The sequence below is a fragment of the Myxococcales bacterium genome (assembly GCA_016706225.1).
GTDB lineage: Bacteria > Myxococcota_A > Polyangia > Polyangiales > Polyangiaceae > JADJKB01.
In genome coordinates this window covers 637,874-652,949 of sequence record JADJKB010000025.1, presented here as the reverse complement: position 1 = coordinate 652,949, position 15,076 = coordinate 637,874, and the positions used below count along the sequence as shown (strand labels likewise).

Here is a 15,076-nt window from a genome sequence, read left to right as displayed (position 1 = left end):
CGTCGAGTTTTCCGCATGCCGAGCCGATCCCCGCTGCGTGCTACCGCCCTGCTCGGTCTCGCGGGCCTGTCGGCGGTCGGCTGTTTCAAGTCTCTGGACGAGTCGCGCATCGAGGCGACCGGCGGGGTCGGGGCCGCCGGCAGCGGCGGGACGTCGGCAACGGGCGGGGTCGGGGCCGCCGGGGGCACGACGGGCGGAGGAGGCAGCGGCGGGGGCTCTGCGGGGGGCGGAGGCGCGGACAGCGGGGGCGACGCGGGCGGGACTTCCGGAGGCGGAGGCAGCGGCGGAGGCAGCGCGGATGCCTCGGACGCCTCGGACGGCGGCGGCATCATCGCCTACGATCCAAAGAAGTACCCGGTCACGAACCTGGGCAGCGGACCGGCTCCAGTGATCATCGGCGCCGATGACAGCAGCGTCTTCCGCACCACGAAGAACGCAATCGACGCCGTGGTCGTGAGCCAGCCGACCGCCGGCGGCAGCGGCACGACCCTTCCGAGCATGGAGCGCCCCCAGGCGCTCGGCGTCGGCGCAGAGTATTTGTTCGTGGCGGGCGGGCGGAACACAACCACCGAAGGCAGCATCAACCGGGTGCCGAAGGCTGGCGGCCTCAAGGAAGCGATCGGACTCGGCTCGCCCATCGGGCTTGCCGTCGGACTGCACGTCGCCGCTGACGGGTTCGTCTACGTCAGCGTCAACGCCGTCAACCCGAACGACGTCGGCCTCCTGCGCTTCCCCGTGGCGTCGACCACGGCGCAGTCGCTCTACACCAGCACCGCAGGCGGCGAGAGCAGCGGGGACGTGGTCATGCAGAGTGGCTGTGTGTACTGGATCAGCAATGGCGCGATCTGGGTTGCAACGACCTCCGGGGGTTCACGCGCAAGCGCGCTCACGACCGCCGTCAGTGACGCGGTCGGTCTCACGGCAGATCCGAAGAGCTTCTATTTCACGCGCGCAAACGGCAGCGTGTGGCGGCGCGCACTCTCGTCGAGCGCCTGTGACGGCGCGGGACCGACAGAGGTCGAGCTCAGCGCTGGCTTCCTGACGCTCGGTGACCTCATCAACTACGACGGCAAGCTCGCGTTCACGGCGCTGGGCGACAAAGCGCAGAACTATGCTGGGGGTGGTGTGTTCATGCTGCCAACGGGCGGCGGCACGGTCACGCAGATCGCGCCGTCCGACCTCGGTCCCATCGACATCGAACCGAGCGGTGCGTTCGTGGTCTACGCCACCGACCTGGGGCCGGTCCGGAAGCTGCTGAAGCTCCCGCAGAACTGATTGCCATCAGGACCCGCTGCCGTTCACTCGTAAGGGTTCTTGCGCGGCGGCGCAGCGGTGTTCGGCGGCGGCGGCGCGGGGATCGCGGGGCCGGGTTTCACGAAGCGATTGCGAAAGCCTCCGGCCGGCGGCGGCGCCGCGGGCGCAGCGGATGCACTGCCGAGCGCGTCCACCTGGACCGAGGGGATCCCGTCGTCTTTCGCCGCAGGCGGCGCTTCGACGGGTTTGTCGGGCGGGAGTGTCGCCGGAACCTCGGCGGGTCTTGGCGCCTGGAGGTTGACGACTGTGGTCTTGCGACTCGGCCCGTAGAGCACGAACAGCACCGCTGCCAGGGCCACTGCGAGCCCGATGACACCAATCACGAGCCCGACCATGCCGCCGCGCTTCACTACGACGGTCGCCTGGGTGTAGCCCGGCTCCATCGGGTAGCCAACGTGGGAGACCGCGCTTGGATTCGAGGCGTCCGCCGGCAGCGGCGTTGCGATGCTGGGTCGGGGGTGGCTGAGTCCGCTGGGGCTCGACCCCGGCGACGGCGTCACGCTGCTGACGCCGCTGACACCGCTGCCGCTGGTGATCGCGCTGACCCCCGTGACACTCACCGGCTCACCCGGCACGGGAACGAACTGGGCGTCCGGCACCTCGCGCTGCGAGAGACCCGATGGTGTGTCGAGCCCTTTGAGGACGGAGCGAATCGCTTTTCGCCGCTGCTCGATGCGCTCTCCGAGGACTTTTTTCAGCAGGTTCGCGATGCCCGCCGCGGGCACCACGACGCGCTCGCTCTTCAGATATCCGTCGAGCGCGCGCTGGAACTCCTGAGCGGTTTGATAACGCTTGGTTGGATCCCGCGTCAGCGCCCTGAGCACGATCTCTTCGAGCTCCGGCGGGTACTTCGGATCGACGCTCGTCGGCCTGGGGATCTTGCCGGAGACGACCATGTGAAGGGTCTCTGCGTCGTGCTCGCCGCGGAACAGCCGCCGTCCAGTCGTCAGCTCGAACAGCACGATTCCAAGCGCGAACACGTCGCTCCGGCGATCGACCCGCTTGGCCATCGCCTGCTCGGGCGACATGTATCCGAACTTGCCCTTGAGCTGCCCCGCGCTGGTCACCTCGGACAGACGACCCATCGCTTTGGCAACGCCGAAGTCCACCAGCTTCACGGCGCCGTCCACGCCGATCAGGATGTTGTGAGGCGACACGTCCCGATGAACCACGTTCATCGGATTACCCTTTTCGTCCGTCAGCTCGTGGGCCGCGTGCAAGCCCGCCGCGGCGTCGGAGATGATGCGCACGGCCATCTCCGGCGGGATCGGTCGGCGCTTGCCGGCCTCGGCAATGATGGCGTGCAACGAGTCGCCCTCGACCCACTCCATCGCGATGTAGCCGATGCCGCCGTCTTCCGACGACTCGTACACGTTCACGACGTTGGGATGCTGGATCATGCCGATGATCCGCCCTTCGTCGACGAACATCTTCGAGAACTCCTGGTCGTTCGCCAGGTCGGTGAGGATGGCCTTGACAGCTACCAACCGCTGACGCGCCGGGTCGTCAGTGTCTTCGCGTGCGACCCAGACCGTGGCCATGCCGCCCCGACCAATCCGAAGCAAAAGCTGAAACCGACCCAGGCGCGAACCGCGCTGGAGGTCTTCGGGCAGAGGTTTGGCGAGATCGGCGGACAACAACGTTCGCTCCGGAGGTTCAACCTCGGATACGCACGACAACGGAAATGGGCCTTCCGGCTCCGTATAACTGTAGCTTATTTCAACCCATTTCGGTGCTTTCCCGCCGCGGGCTGCCCCCCCCCATTCCCCTACATTGGCGAGCTGAAGCAGGCGGTGGTAATGGCGCGACGGAAACTGCAGAGGAAATCATGCCCAGCCTCCGAGAAATCGCCGATGGCGGCGACAAACGCCCCCTCATCGTGGATGACGCCTGCAAGGTCCTGGACCTCGAGGTCGCGGACAAGTCGGGCCTCAGTGGCATGGCCATCAAGGCCGGATACAAGCTCGTGCAAGGCGTGAAACCGGGCTTCGTCCGGCAAGCGGTCGACGACCTGCTCGACGACTTCCTGGACGCCCTCGATCCCATCTACCAGGAGGCCATTTCCAAGGGCGTTCGCCCGAGCGACCACCTCAAGGCCAACAGCCCCCAAATGGCTGACGCGCTGCTCGGCATCACCGATCGCAGGGCAGAAAAGGCGCAGCGGGCGACGATTCGGGGCATGTACGACAAACTCCGACCGACCGCGAAGAAACACGTCGAGGCGGCTGCGCCGCGGCTGGCGGACCTGCTGCAGAAGCACGCACCGCCTGCGTGACCCGGCCCGGGACCCCCAAGATCCGCGCCGAAAATGCGCGGTTCACTTGACAAGTTCCCGTCACCGGAGCAAGTGACGCCCGTGTCAGCGTGGCCTCGGCGCAACGTCCCGCGGCCAGCGACCTAGTCCCTCGCGCCCGCCCACAGACCGACGCGAGAACGAGAAAGCGAGTACGAGCGAGGATGGCACAGCAGGCACAACCGGTGTCCGACATCTCATCGGGCGAAAAACCCACCCTGCTGCGCGGGGCCATCGTGCGCTTCGCCGGAGACTCCGGCGACGGCATGCAGGTGACGGGAAACCAGTTCACCGTGGCCGCCGCCCTGGCGGGCAACGACCTTGCTACGTTCCCGGACTTCCCCGCCGAGATCCGCGCCCCCGCCGGCACCACCTACGGCGTGTCCGGATTTCAGATCAACTTCGCCTCCGAGAACGTATTCACGCCCGGAGATGCTCCGGACGTGCTCGTCGCGATGAATCCGGCCGCACTGAAGACCAACCTCAAGGATCTGAAGCGCAGTGGGCTCCTGATCGTGAACAGCGGCGCATTCACCACCGCCAACCTGAAGAAGGCGGGGTACAACGAGAACCCGCTCGAGACTGGCGCGCTCGATGGCTACAACGTGCTCGCCATCGACATCAGCAAGAACACGCAGACCGCGGTCAAGGAGTCCGGGGTCAGCACCAAAGAGGCGAACCGCTGCAAGAACTTCTGGACGCTCGGCTTGATGTTCTGGATCTACGGGCGCGACCTCGACTCGACCATCAAGTGGATCGAGATGAAGTTCAAGAAAGATGGCGCCGTCGCCCGCGCCAACATCCTGGCCTTGCGCGGTGGGTACGCCTACGGCGATGTCGCTGAAATCGCCCATTATCGCTTCGAGGTCCCGGCCGCGCCGGTGGCCAAAGGCACCTACCGCAACATCGGCGGTAACCAGGCCACGGCGCTCGGCATCCTGGCAGCGGCTCAGCTGTCCGGCGTGCCGGTCATGTTCGGCGCCTACCCCATCACGCCCGCCAGCGACATTCTTCACGAGCTGTCGCGCTACAAGAACTACGGCGTGACGACCGTGCAGGCAGAGGACGAGATCGCGGCTGTTTGCGTTGCGATCGGCTCCTCCTACGCCGGACACATCGGCATCACCGCCTCGAGCGGCCCGGGCATCGCACTCAAAACCGAGGCGATGGGGCTCGCGATCGCGACCGAGCTGCCGCTGGTGATCATCAACGTGCAGCGCGGTGGACCGAGCACGGGGCTGCCGACCAAGACGGAGCAGGCCGACCTGCTGCAGGCCGTGTACGGCCGCAACGGCGAGGCCCCACTGTGTGTGGTGGCGGCGGCGTCGCCGGGTGATTGTTTTCACATGGTGCTCGAGGCGGTCCGCTTGACGGTCAAGTTCATGACGCCCGTCGTGCTGCTCACCGATGGGTATCTGGCAAACGGCGCTGAGCCGTGGGCGGTGCCGAACGTGGCAGACCTGCCCAAGATCGAGGTCGAGTTCCGGAAAGACCCCGAGGGTTTCCACCCGTTCTTGCGCAACCCGGAGACCCTCGCACGCGCCTGGGCCATTCCAGGCACGCCGGGCCTGTTGCACCGCATCGGCGGCATCGAAAAAGACTACGATTCGGGCCACATTTCCTACGATCCAGCCAACCACGAGCGGATGAGCAAGACCCGTGCGGCCAAGGTCGCCGGCATCGCCAACCACATTCCCGAGCAGACCATCGAGCTCGGTAATGACAGCGGCAAGCTCCTGGTGCTCGGTTGGGGCTCGACCTACGGGGCGATCCGCGAGGCCGTTCAGCGCGGCCGCGATCGCGGGCTCGACGTCAGCCACGCGCACGTCCGCTACATCAACCCGTTCCCGAAGAACCTGGGGGACCTGTTGAAGCGCTTCGAGCGCGTGTTGATCCCCGAGATGAACCTGGGCCAGCTGGTCAAGCTCATCCGCAGCGACTTTTTGATCCCCGCCGAGAGCTTCCCGAAGATCACAGGGCAACCGTTCAAGATTGACGAGATCGAAGAGAAGATCCGCCAGTTGATGGAGAGCTGAGTCAGCCATGTCGAACATCGTCCCGACCCCGAAGCTCACGAAGAAGGACTTCGAGTCCGACCAGGACGTCCGCTGGTGTCCTGGTTGCGGTGACTACTCGATCCTCGCCAACGTGCAGCGCATGATGCCCGACCTGGGCATAGCGCCCGAGGACGTCGTCTGGGTGAGCGGAATCGGCTGCTCCAGCCGCTTCCCCTACTACATGAACACCTATGGCTTTCACACCATTCACGGCCGCGCGCCCGCCATTGCGATGGGCATCAAGGTCGCCAACCCGAAGTTGAGTGTGTGGCTCGTGACGGGGGACGGAGACGGGCTCTCGATCGGCGGCAATCACCTGATGCACGCGCTCCGGCGCAACCTCGACATCAAGATGTTGATGTTCAACAACCGCATCTACGGCCTGACCAAGGGGCAGTACTCCCCCACCAGCGAGGTCGGCAAGACCACCAAGAGCACGCCCAGCGGTGCGCCGGACTTTCCGGTCGATCCGGCGGCGTTCGCCCTGGGCTGCAACGCGACCTTCGTCGCGCGCAGCATCGATACGGATGCAAAACACCTGAACGAGATGCTGCTCCGCGCCGCAAAACACCGCGGGACGGCGTTCATGGAAATCTACCAGAACTGCCCGGTCTTCAACGACGGCGCCTTCGAACCCTTCACCGCGAAGGACCAGAAAGAGGAGCAGCAGCTGCGGGTGGCCCACGGCCAACCCCTGCTGTTCGGCGCTCAGCGCAACAAAGGCCTGCGCATCGACCCGCGCACGTTGGCGCTCGAGGTGGCGACGCTGGGAGAGAACGGCGTCGAGGAGAAGGACATCCTGATCCACGACGAGACGAACTCCACGCTGGCGGTCATGCTCACCCACATGCCCTTTCCGCAGTTCCCGGTGGCCGTCGGCGTGCTCTATGCGACCCAGCGACCGACCTACGACGGGACGGTACACGAACAGGCCGAGGCCGCCCGCGCCAAGGGCGCGCCGGATCTGCAGCGGCTCCTGGCTTCCGGCAACACCTGGACCGTCTGAGTCACGGGGACCGTTTTTTGCCTGGTCAGTGGCGTCGATTCGATCTAATGACTGCGCCGCCATGGGAACACCGCAAGATCCACGCGCACGCCACCGCCAGAAGGCGCGCCGCGCCAAGAAGAACGTCGAATGGGAGCTGAAGCGCGCGGCGGAGAACCGAGAAGCCGCCAAGCCGAAGGCCCCGGCCAAGAAGACGACCTGAGGGTCCTCGACGACCAGCGCTCAGTCGGTCGGTGCGGCCGCGGCGCTCACGGCCTCGAGCAGCGTCGCGCCGCCAGCCAGCGCCTTGCCTAGGCTGGCTCGCAGCGCCGGTCGGCCGCCGGCCACCTCGACGCCGCGTTCCCCGTACTGTTCGACGAAGAGCCGCACCGCCCAGGCCACGCTCTTGTCGTGACGCCGCGCGCTCAGCGTTCCACTCGCGCGCAGCTCCGCGCTGTGCTCGTTCAACGCCGACAGCAGCTCGTCGACGCCAGCACCCGTCGTGGCGCTGGTCAGAATGACGCGAGGCGGGACCCGGCCGTCCACCGTCGCTGACACTCGGAGCGCGCTCTCGAGCTCCGCTCGTGCGCGTTCGGCAACGGCGCCGAGATCCGCCTTGTTGACGGCGAGCAGGTCCGGGATCTCCAAGATGCCGGCCTTGATGAACTGAAGCACGTCGCCCGAGGCTGGCTGCACCACCAAGAGCACGCTGTCGGCCACGTGCTCGACGTCGGTCTCACTCTGGCCCACCCCTACCGTCTCGATCAACACCACGTCGAAGGTCGAGCTCAGCACCTCGACCGCCGCGCCGGCCGCCCGCGCGAGCCCGCCGAGTTGGCCACCTGACGCCATCGAACGCACGAACACCTCGGTGTCATCCGGATCGAGCTCGATGCGCGCGCGATCACCCAGCAGCGCCCCACCACTGCGTGGGCTCGAGGGATCGACGGCCAACACACCCACGCTCTTGTCGCTGGCGCGAAACCTTCGAATCAGCGCCGAGACCAGCGAGCTCTTGCCCACGCCCGGCGGTCCCGTGACTCCGATCCGCTGGCAGGCGGCGCTCCTGCCGCTTTTGTTCAAGGCGCGCAGCAAGAGTGCCGCGGGGCCCTCTGCCTCCGGGCGACGATCTTCGACCATCGAAATGGCACGCGCGACGCCGGCAGGGTCGCGCGAGAACACACGCAGGGCAAGCGGCTCCGGATCGAAGCCGAGTTTCACGCCCCAACCTCGTCCACGATGTCCAAGAGCTCGTTCAAGATCTGACCGACTCGAAAGTCCTTCGGCGTGTAGACCGCACGCACCCCGGCTGCGGTGAGCAGCGGCCGGTCGGCCTCCGGGATGATGCCACCCAGCACGACCGGAACCTGTACGCCTCGCGCTCGGAGCTCGGCCAGCACCTCCCGGGTGAGCTCGAGGTGCGCGCCGGATAGGATGCTGAGGCCGACGACGTGCACACTCTCGTCCGCCGCGGCGCGGGCGATCTCCCGCGGAGTCACGCGAATGCCCTCGTAGACCACCTCGAACCCCGCATCGCGAGCCCTGAGTGCAATCTGCTCCGCGCCGTTCGAGTGGCCATCGAGCCCGGGCTTTCCAACCAGCAACTTGGGGCGGCGGCCAATGCGCTTCGCAACTTCTGCCACGCGCGTGCGCAGGACCGTCAGGCTCTCCCCCAGCTCCGGAGTCCGTGCCCCGCCAACGCCGGTCGGCGCGCGGTACTCACCAAACACCTCCCTCAACACCCCGCCCCACTCCCCCGTGGTCACCGAAGCGCGAGCCGCGTCGATTGACGCCGGCATCAGGCTCACCCCGCTCGACGCCGCTTCGCGAAGTGTGTCGAGCGCGCGCGCAACGGCGGATGCGTCCCGCGCCGCACGCCAGGCCACGAGGCGCTCGATCTGTTCAGCCTCGGCAGCAGGATCCACCTGCAGGATGGCGTCCGCGCCGCCGCCCGCAGTCAGCGGGCTCGGCGCGCTCTCGGTGTGGCAGTTCACGCCGACCACCGGCTGCTGACCGCTCTCGATGGCTGCCAGCCGGGCGGCGTTGGCCGCCACGAGCTGTTGTTTGATGTAGCCACTCTCGACGCCCGCGACCGCACCGCCGCGCTCGAGCACCAGCTGCACTTCGGCCCACGCGGCCTCCTCGATCTCCCGAGTCCGGGCCGCGACGACCGGCGAGCCATCGAATAGATCGCCGTACTCGAGCAGGTCGCTCTCGAGCGCGAGGATCTGCTGTGTGCGCAAGGACAGCTGTTGGTCCCAGGGTCGGGGCAGACCCAGCGCCTCGTTCCAAGCTGGCAGCTGAATGGCGCGTGCGCGTGCGTTCTTGCTCAGGGTGACTCCGAGCATCTCGAGCGCGATGCGCACCAGGTTGTTCTCGGGTTGCGCCTCGGTGAGACCCAACGAGTTCACCTGCACGCCGTAGCGGAAGCGCCGCAGCTTGGGCTCCGTGACAGCGTAGCGCTCCTTCCCCAAACGATCCCAGAGTGCGCTGAAAGCCCGCAGCTTGCAGGTCTCCTCGACGAAACGGATGCCCGCGTTGACGAAGAACGACAGCCGACCAAACACCTTGGCCAGCCTCTCCCCTTCGATCCCACGCTCGCGTAGCAGATCGAGCACCGCAATCGCCGTGGTCAGCGAATAGGCGATCTCTTGCTCGGGAGTCGCTCCGGCTTCTTGCAGATGGTAGCTCGATATGTTGATCGGGTTCCAGTCGGGAACGTGCTCGACCGTGTACAGAATCGTATCCACGGTCAGGCGCAGGCTAGGGCCCGGAGGGAACACGTAGGTGCCGCGGGAGAGGTACTCCTTGACGATGTCGTTCTGCGTCGTGCCGCGCAGCGCCCGCGGGTCGACACCGCGTTTTTCCGCCGCGGCAATGTACAGACTGAGCAACCACGCCGCGGTGGCGTTGATCGTCATCGAGGTATTCATGCGTGCGAGATCGATGCCCTCGAACAGAGCTTCGAGGTCAGCAAGATGCCCGATGGGCACGCCAGTTCTGCCCACCTCACCTCGCGAGAGCGGGTGGTCCGCGTCGTAGCCAGTCTGAGTCGGCAGATCGAACGCGACGCTGAGTCCGGTCTGGCCCCGAGCGAGGTTCGCGCGATAGAGCGCGTTCGATGCGGCCGGTGTCGAGTGCCCGGAGTAAGTCCGCATGATCCAGGGGGGGTCTTTGGACGCCATGCTCGCCATCCTTGCCGCGCGAGGACCGCCGCGGCAAGCTCCGTCACTGCCTTCAGTGGAGCCGAGATGAGCGGTCCGTATCGCAGCGGCAGGCCCGGCCCGGATAGCCGCGGCTCGGGAGCCAAGCTGGAATGTCCCGGCTGCCTGACAGTCGTGGACAGCTCGGTGCGAGCGTGCCCGAAGTGCGGTGCGCCGATCGCGACGGTGCGCTGCGCCCACTGCTTCCAGATGAATCCCCCGAGTGAGTCGTTCTGTGGGGGCTGTCAGCGCGAGCTGGGCCTCGAACCCATCGGCGAGCCGGATTCGTACGCCTGCCCGGACTGCAAGCTTGGATTTCAGGTCTTCCGAGGCGGGCCAGGCGTACTTCACGACTGCGGGCGCTGCGGCGGCCAGTTCGTCGACCACGCGCTGCTCAAGGACTTGCTGGACCAACGCGAGCTCTACGGCCAGGTCGCCCCCCGGCCCCCGCCGCGGCACAACCCGCTCGACGGGCCGATGCGCTACGTCGCCTGCCCGATCTGTACCGAGATCATGCTGCGCAAGAATTTCGGCAGGTCGAGCGGTGTGATCATCGACGTCTGCACCAAACACGGCGTCTGGTTCGACCGCGGCGAGCTGCCGAGGGTGCTCGAGTTCGTGGAGGCGGGCGGGCTCGAGCTCGCGCGCACACGTCAGGCTGACGAACAACGCGCGAGTCAGCGCGCCTCGCGCGTCCGGCAGGTCGAGGGCTCGCTCGAGGCGCTCAGCCGCAAGAATAGTTACAGCCCCTTCGAGCGCATGCGCCGTGACCTCGAGTTCGGCGACGCCGCCCTGTCGCTCGTCGGCTATCTCTCGGATTTGATGCGAGATGACTGACCTTTTCAGCTCGGGGGCCACCGGGGACCGACGCCGGGCCGGAAATCTCGGAGCATGAGCCCTCGACAGCGCCCGCCGTCGGGTCAAAGATCCCGCACGATCCCCGCATGAGCACCGAGCGCCCGAGAGCGAACCAGGATCCGGACCGCGAGGGTGACCTCGCTGTTCAGGAGAAACAAAAGACCCGCCGGGCTCGGCCCTACAACGTGGTGTTTCACAACGACGACTACACGACGATGGAGTTCGTGATCCACGTCCTGATGCAGTTTTTCCACAAGAGCGAGACCGAATCGACGCAGATCATGCTGGAGATCCACCATCGCGGGTTCGGCGTGGTCGGGGCGTTCACGCGGGATGTCGCCGAGACCAAGGCGGAACAGGTCATGAGCTACGCAAAGAAGCACGGTCACCCGCTCCGGGCCACGGCCGAGCCGGCTGACGACGCGGAGGACGAAGCGTGAAGGTCAGCCCAGAGGTCGAGATCGCCTGCACCCTCGCGCTGCGGGAGGCAGACCGCCGCCACCACGAGTTGATGACCGTCGAGCACCTGCTCTACGCGCTCCTGCACGACGAAGGCACCGCGAAGGTCGTCGCCAAATCCGGCGGCAACGTGCCCAAGATCAAGCGGGACCTCGAGCGCATCCTCGACGAAGACATGCCGAAGACCCCGGACGAGAGCGCGACGCCAGCGCCGTCGCGGGGGTTCCAGCGGGTGCTTCAGCGCGCCGCGATCCACGTCGAGTCGAGCGGCAAGGAAGAGCTGAAAGGCCAGAACCTCCTGATCGCGATCTTCGCGGAGGTCGACTCGCCGGCGGTGCAGGTGCTGACCGAGAACGGCGTGACGCGTTATGACGTGGTCAGCTACGTGTCGCACGGTGTCGCCAAGGACGGCGACGACGATCCCGATGTCTCGACGCCCGGCGTCGACCCGGATGCCGATGGGGACGAAGAGGCAGAGCCCCAGGCTGGTAACGCCCTCGAAAAATTCGCGATCAACCTGAATGCGCGCGCCAAGGCCGGCGACATCGAGCCGCTGGTGGGACGCGAGCGCGAGCTTCGCCGCGCCATTCAGGTGCTGGCGCGCCGCAAGAAGAACAACCCGCTCTTCGTCGGCGACGCCGGCGTGGGCAAGACCGCCATCGTCGAGGGGCTCGCCGCCAAGATCGTGGCGGAGGAAGTGCCGAAGCAGCTGTTCGGCGCGGAGATCTTCGCGCTCGACATGGGGGCGCTCGTGGCGGGCACCAAGTTCCGCGGGGACTTCGAGAACCGCGTCAAGGCCGTGTTGAAGCAGCTCGAGAAGCTGCCCGGCGCCATCCTGTTCGTCGACGAGATCCATACCGTCGTGGGTGCGGGCGCAGCCAGCGGCGGCACCCTGGACGCGGCGAACCTGCTCAAGCCCGCCCTGTCCAGCGGACATTTGCGCTGCATCGGCGCCACGACGTTCGAGGAGTACCGCAGCCACCTCGAACGCGACCGAGCGCTGGCGCGTCGTTTCCAGAAGATCGAGGTGCTCGAACCGAGCCTCGAGGAGACCTTGCTGATCTTGAAGGGCCTCAAGCCGCGCTACGAGGAGTTCCACCTCGTCAGCTACAGCGACGAGGCACTCGAAGCAGCGGTCAAGCTCTCCCAGCGATATCTGCACGATCGAAAATTGCCGGACAAGGCCATCGACTTGATGGATGAGGCCGGCGCCGACGCCAAGCTCGAAGAGGGAGACGGCGCCAAGGTCGGCGTCGACCGCATCGAGGTCGTGGTCGCTCGCATGGCGCAAATCCCGCCGCGCCAGGTGTCGAGCAGTGACAAGACCGCGCTCAAGAACCTGGAGGAGGATCTGCGCCAGGCGGTGTTCGGACAAGATCGCGCGCTCGCAGAGCTGGCCTCGGCGGTGAAACTCTCACGCGCGGGCCTGAGACCACCGGAGAAACCCATCGGGTGTTACCTCTTCACCGGGCCCACCGGCGTGGGCAAGACCGAGGCGGCCAAACAGCTGGCCAAGACCCTTGGCATCGAGCTCGTGCGCTTCGACATGAGTGAGTACCAGGAGCGCCACACCGTCTCGCGTCTGATTGGCGCGCCCCCGGGCTACGTTGGCTTCGATCGCGGCGGCCTGCTGACCGAGGCGCTGGCGAAGACCCCGCACGCGGTGCTCTTACTCGACGAGATCGAGAAGGCGCACCCGGACGTGTTCAACGTGCTCCTCCAGGTGATGGATCACGGCACACTGACGGACAACAACGGCAAGAAGACCGACTTCAGGCACGTGGTCGTGATCATGACGAGCAACGTCGGCGCTTCGGAGCTGGCGCGACGCCAGGTTGGTTTCGGCGAGCACACGAGCGCCGGTCGCGACGATGTCGCGTTCAAGAACACCTTCAGCCCCGAGTTCCGGAATCGGCTCGACGCGCGCATTTCGTTCGACAGCCTGTCGGCCGACGTCATGAGCAAGGTGGTCGACAAGTTCTTCGCCGAGCTCGCAACTCAGCTCGAGGACCGCAACGTCACGCTCGAGCTGACCGCCGGGGCCCGCGGCTACCTGGCCGAGAAGGGTTATGACCGGGACATGGGCGCTCGCCCCCTTGCGCGCTTGATTCAAGACGAGGTGAAACGTCCCCTCGGCGACGAGCTCCTGTTCGGGCAGCTCGAGGGCGGTGGGCACGTGGTCATCGACCACCGGGATGGGAAGATCGTGTTCGATTGCCGCCCCGCGGACGGACCGGCGAAGAACTGAGCCGGCGCTGTGACGGCGGGTGGTCGGGGTCACCGTCAACTCTCCGCGACACCTGTGCCTGTGCCACCCCGCTCTCACGGCTGGCACAGCGATATCAGCCTGAAATTGCGCCGCGGTCCGGCGGCACGAGCCTTGCTAAATGCCACCGCATGTTGCCGGTCGCCCCCAAGAAGATCCTCCGTGACACCCTCATCGGCTTTGGCATCGGCTTGGTGCTGATGCTGGGAATCACCTACGGCGCATCGACGCTGGCTGGCTCGCCGACCGCAGCGGCGACGTCAACCCAGTAACGGTCTGCGTCAGTTCAACGTCGCCAGGTGCTCCGATGTGGGCCCCTCGCCCACAGTGTCGTTGCCGGCGAGTGGCTCGGTCTGCCCGCCTCAATGTGCAGCGCGGCTCTGAGCTAGATCCCGAAGCCCACGCCGCGGAGCGTTCACCAGGATCGACATGTTGCCGTTCGGGTGGCGATTCTCGCGCATCAGCTGGTGAGACTCACCCGTCTCGCTGAACTCGAAGCTGCGCGACAGACACGGGTCGACCTTCTCGGCAATCACCAGATCGTTGATGCCCCTGGCCTGCTCGTCGTTTGCGAAGTGCGAGCCCTGGAAGCGCTTCTGCCGCATCCAGTGGTAGCGCAGATCGAGGGTGGCGTTGTAGCCGGTGGTGCCCGCGCAAATCACGACCATGCCGCCAGTCTCACACATGAAGATGCTGGTGGGAATCGTCGCCTCCCCCGGGTGCTCGAACACGATGGCCGGATTCTGTTTGTCGCCCAGTGCGTCCCAGAACGCCCGCCCGAACGCCCGAGCCTGGCCGAGCCACTCGGCATAACCGGCGTCGTCGGTCCAGTGCGGCAGCATGCCCCAGTGGTGAAACGTCTTACGGTTGAGCATGCCGACTGCGCCGAGCTTCTTGCAATACTCGAACTTGTCTTCGCTGTTCACGACGACAACGGCGCGGCCGCCCTGCGCGCGGACCAGCTGGGTTGCCATCGATCCCAGACCGCCGGCGCCACCCCAGATCAAGACCGGATCACCGGGTTGAACGCTGTTCGGCGGCCAGCCCATCAACATGCGATACGCCGTCGCCCCAACCAACATGTACGCCGCCGCTTCTTCCCACGACAGGTGCGCAGGTTTCGGCAGACACTGATGATCCTGAACCTTGGCGTACTGGGCAAAGCTCCCCCAGTTGGTCTCGTAGCCCCAGATCCTCTGCGACGGCGCGAACATCGGATCCTTCCCCGCGACGACCAGCGGATCATCGGGCTCCCAGTGGCCGCAGTGCACGACGACCTCGTCGCCGACGGCGACGTTCGTCACCTCGGACCCGACCTTCCACACGACGCCGCTCGCGTCGGAGCCCCCAATGTGAAAGTTCTCCTTCGCTCCCGCCTTGAGCCGAGCCTTGATCACGTCGATGGGCACCCCGAGCGCCGCCCAGACGTTGTTGTAGTTGACGCCGGCCGCCATCACGTAGACGAGCACGTCGCGCTTGCCGATTTCGGGGACTGGAACCTCTTCGATCTTGAAGGCATCACGCGGCTCACCGAAGCGCTCGGGGCGAATCAGCTGAGCCAGCATGCGCTCCGGGACCACTCCCACGTCCGGTACCTCACCGAGCCCATAGACTTGCTTGGTCATGACGTCGCCGGATCCT

The 15,076-nt window shown here is 66.3% G+C and carries 13 protein-coding genes; 9 read left to right on the top strand and 4 right to left on the bottom strand.

Features of this window, described 5'->3' with window-relative positions; genetic code table 11:
• Positions 1-15: 15 nt before the first annotated feature.
• Positions 16-1,275, top strand: coding sequence for a hypothetical protein (locus IPI67_41400; GenBank protein MBK7586631.1), 1,260 nt, complete (start codon positions 16-18; stop codon positions 1,273-1,275).
• Positions 1,276-1,298: 23 nt separating this feature from the next.
• On the opposite strand, the gene IPI67_41395 is transcribed toward IPI67_41400, so the two are convergent.
• Complete coding sequence (locus tag IPI67_41395) at positions 1,299-2,954, bottom strand: serine/threonine protein kinase (protein MBK7586630.1); 1,656 nt, start codon at positions 2,952-2,954, stop codon at positions 1,299-1,301.
• 188 nt (positions 2,955-3,142) lie between these two features.
• Here IPI67_41395 and IPI67_41390 point away from each other — a divergent pair, with 188 nt between their 5' ends.
• The 4 genes from IPI67_41390 (at position 3,143) to IPI67_41375 (ending at position 6,872) form a co-directional block, all read left to right on the top strand.
• Positions 3,143-3,589, top strand: a complete 447-nt coding sequence (locus IPI67_41390; protein ID MBK7586629.1) for a hypothetical protein — start codon at positions 3,143-3,145, stop codon at positions 3,587-3,589.
• 182 nt (positions 3,590-3,771) lie between these two features.
• On the top strand, positions 3,772-5,643 hold the full coding sequence (locus IPI67_41385) for a 2-oxoacid:acceptor oxidoreductase subunit alpha (protein MBK7586628.1): 1,872 nt from the start codon (positions 3,772-3,774) through the stop codon (positions 5,641-5,643).
• 7 nt (positions 5,644-5,650) lie between these two features.
• Positions 5,651-6,670, top strand: a complete 1,020-nt coding sequence (locus IPI67_41380; protein ID MBK7586627.1) for a 2-oxoacid:ferredoxin oxidoreductase subunit beta — start codon at positions 5,651-5,653, stop codon at positions 6,668-6,670.
• Positions 6,671-6,731: 61 nt separating this feature from the next.
• On the top strand, positions 6,732-6,872 hold the full coding sequence (locus tag IPI67_41375; protein ID MBK7586626.1) for a hypothetical protein: 141 nt from the start codon (positions 6,732-6,734) through the stop codon (positions 6,870-6,872).
• Between the two features lie 20 nt (positions 6,873-6,892).
• On the opposite strand, the gene meaB is transcribed toward IPI67_41375, so the two are convergent.
• Both meaB and IPI67_41365 read right to left on the bottom strand, forming a co-directional pair.
• Entirely contained in the window at positions 6,893-7,789 is an 897-nt protein-coding gene (gene meaB / locus IPI67_41370) for a methylmalonyl Co-A mutase-associated GTPase MeaB (GenBank protein MBK7586625.1), read from the bottom strand.
• Positions 7,790-7,866: 77 nt separating this feature from the next.
• The gene (locus IPI67_41365; GenBank protein ID MBK7586624.1) at positions 7,867-9,843 is read right to left on the bottom strand and encodes a protein meaA; all 1,977 of its coding nucleotides are present in this window, start codon (positions 9,841-9,843) and stop codon (positions 7,867-7,869) included.
• 144 nt (positions 9,844-9,987) lie between these two features.
• Between IPI67_41365 and IPI67_41360 the strand changes: the two genes are divergently transcribed.
• The 4 genes from IPI67_41360 (at position 9,988) to IPI67_41345 (ending at position 13,707) form a co-directional block, all read left to right on the top strand.
• Positions 9,988-10,689, top strand: a complete 702-nt coding sequence (locus tag IPI67_41360) for a zf-TFIIB domain-containing protein (GenBank protein MBK7586623.1) — start codon at positions 9,988-9,990, stop codon at positions 10,687-10,689.
• Between the two features lie 107 nt (positions 10,690-10,796).
• A complete protein-coding gene (locus IPI67_41355) occupies positions 10,797-11,150 on the top strand; it encodes an ATP-dependent Clp protease adaptor ClpS (GenBank protein ID MBK7586622.1) in 354 nt (117 codons plus the stop codon).
• Positions 11,147-13,417 (top strand): ATP-dependent Clp protease ATP-binding subunit ClpA, encoded by a 2,271-nt coding sequence (clpA, locus tag IPI67_41350; GenBank protein MBK7586621.1) that lies wholly within the window; start codon positions 11,147-11,149, stop codon positions 13,415-13,417. Before IPI67_41355 ends, clpA begins: the two co-directional genes overlap by 4 nt.
• A gap of 149 nt (positions 13,418-13,566) precedes the next feature.
• Complete coding sequence (locus IPI67_41345; protein ID MBK7586620.1) at positions 13,567-13,707, top strand: hypothetical protein; 141 nt, start codon at positions 13,567-13,569, stop codon at positions 13,705-13,707.
• Between the two features lie 90 nt (positions 13,708-13,797).
• On the opposite strand, the gene ccrA is transcribed toward IPI67_41345, so the two are convergent.
• Positions 13,798-15,060: a crotonyl-CoA carboxylase/reductase gene (ccrA, locus tag IPI67_41340; protein MBK7586619.1), complete on the bottom strand. Its 1,263-nt coding sequence runs from the start codon at positions 15,058-15,060 to the stop codon at positions 13,798-13,800.
• Positions 15,061-15,076: the final 16 nt, after the last annotated feature.

What these genes read in the sequence shown, in the direction of transcription:
- IPI67_41400 (MBK7586631.1), top strand. Translation starts at nt 16, where the DNA reads ATGCCGAGCCGATCCCCGCTGCGTGCTACCGCCCTGCTCGGTCTCGCG.
- meaB (MBK7586625.1), bottom strand. Translation starts at nt 7,789, where the DNA reads ATGGTCGAAGATCGTCGCCCGGAGGCAGAGGGCCCCGCGGCACTCTTG.
- IPI67_41390 (MBK7586629.1), top strand. Translation starts at nt 3,143, where the DNA reads ATGCCCAGCCTCCGAGAAATCGCCGATGGCGGCGACAAACGCCCCCTC.
- IPI67_41385 (MBK7586628.1), top strand. Translation starts at nt 3,772, where the DNA reads ATGGCACAGCAGGCACAACCGGTGTCCGACATCTCATCGGGCGAAAAA.
- IPI67_41365 (MBK7586624.1), bottom strand. Translation starts at nt 9,843, where the DNA reads ATGGCGAGCATGGCGTCCAAAGACCCCCCCTGGATCATGCGGACTTAC.
- IPI67_41345 (MBK7586620.1), top strand. Translation starts at nt 13,567, where the DNA reads ATGTTGCCGGTCGCCCCCAAGAAGATCCTCCGTGACACCCTCATCGGC.
- IPI67_41380 (MBK7586627.1), top strand. Translation starts at nt 5,651, where the DNA reads ATGTCGAACATCGTCCCGACCCCGAAGCTCACGAAGAAGGACTTCGAG.
- IPI67_41355 (MBK7586622.1), top strand. Translation starts at nt 10,797, where the DNA reads ATGAGCACCGAGCGCCCGAGAGCGAACCAGGATCCGGACCGCGAGGGT.
- ccrA (MBK7586619.1), bottom strand. Translation starts at nt 15,060, where the DNA reads ATGACCAAGCAAGTCTATGGGCTCGGTGAGGTACCGGACGTGGGAGTG.
- IPI67_41375 (MBK7586626.1), top strand. Translation starts at nt 6,732, where the DNA reads ATGGGAACACCGCAAGATCCACGCGCACGCCACCGCCAGAAGGCGCGC.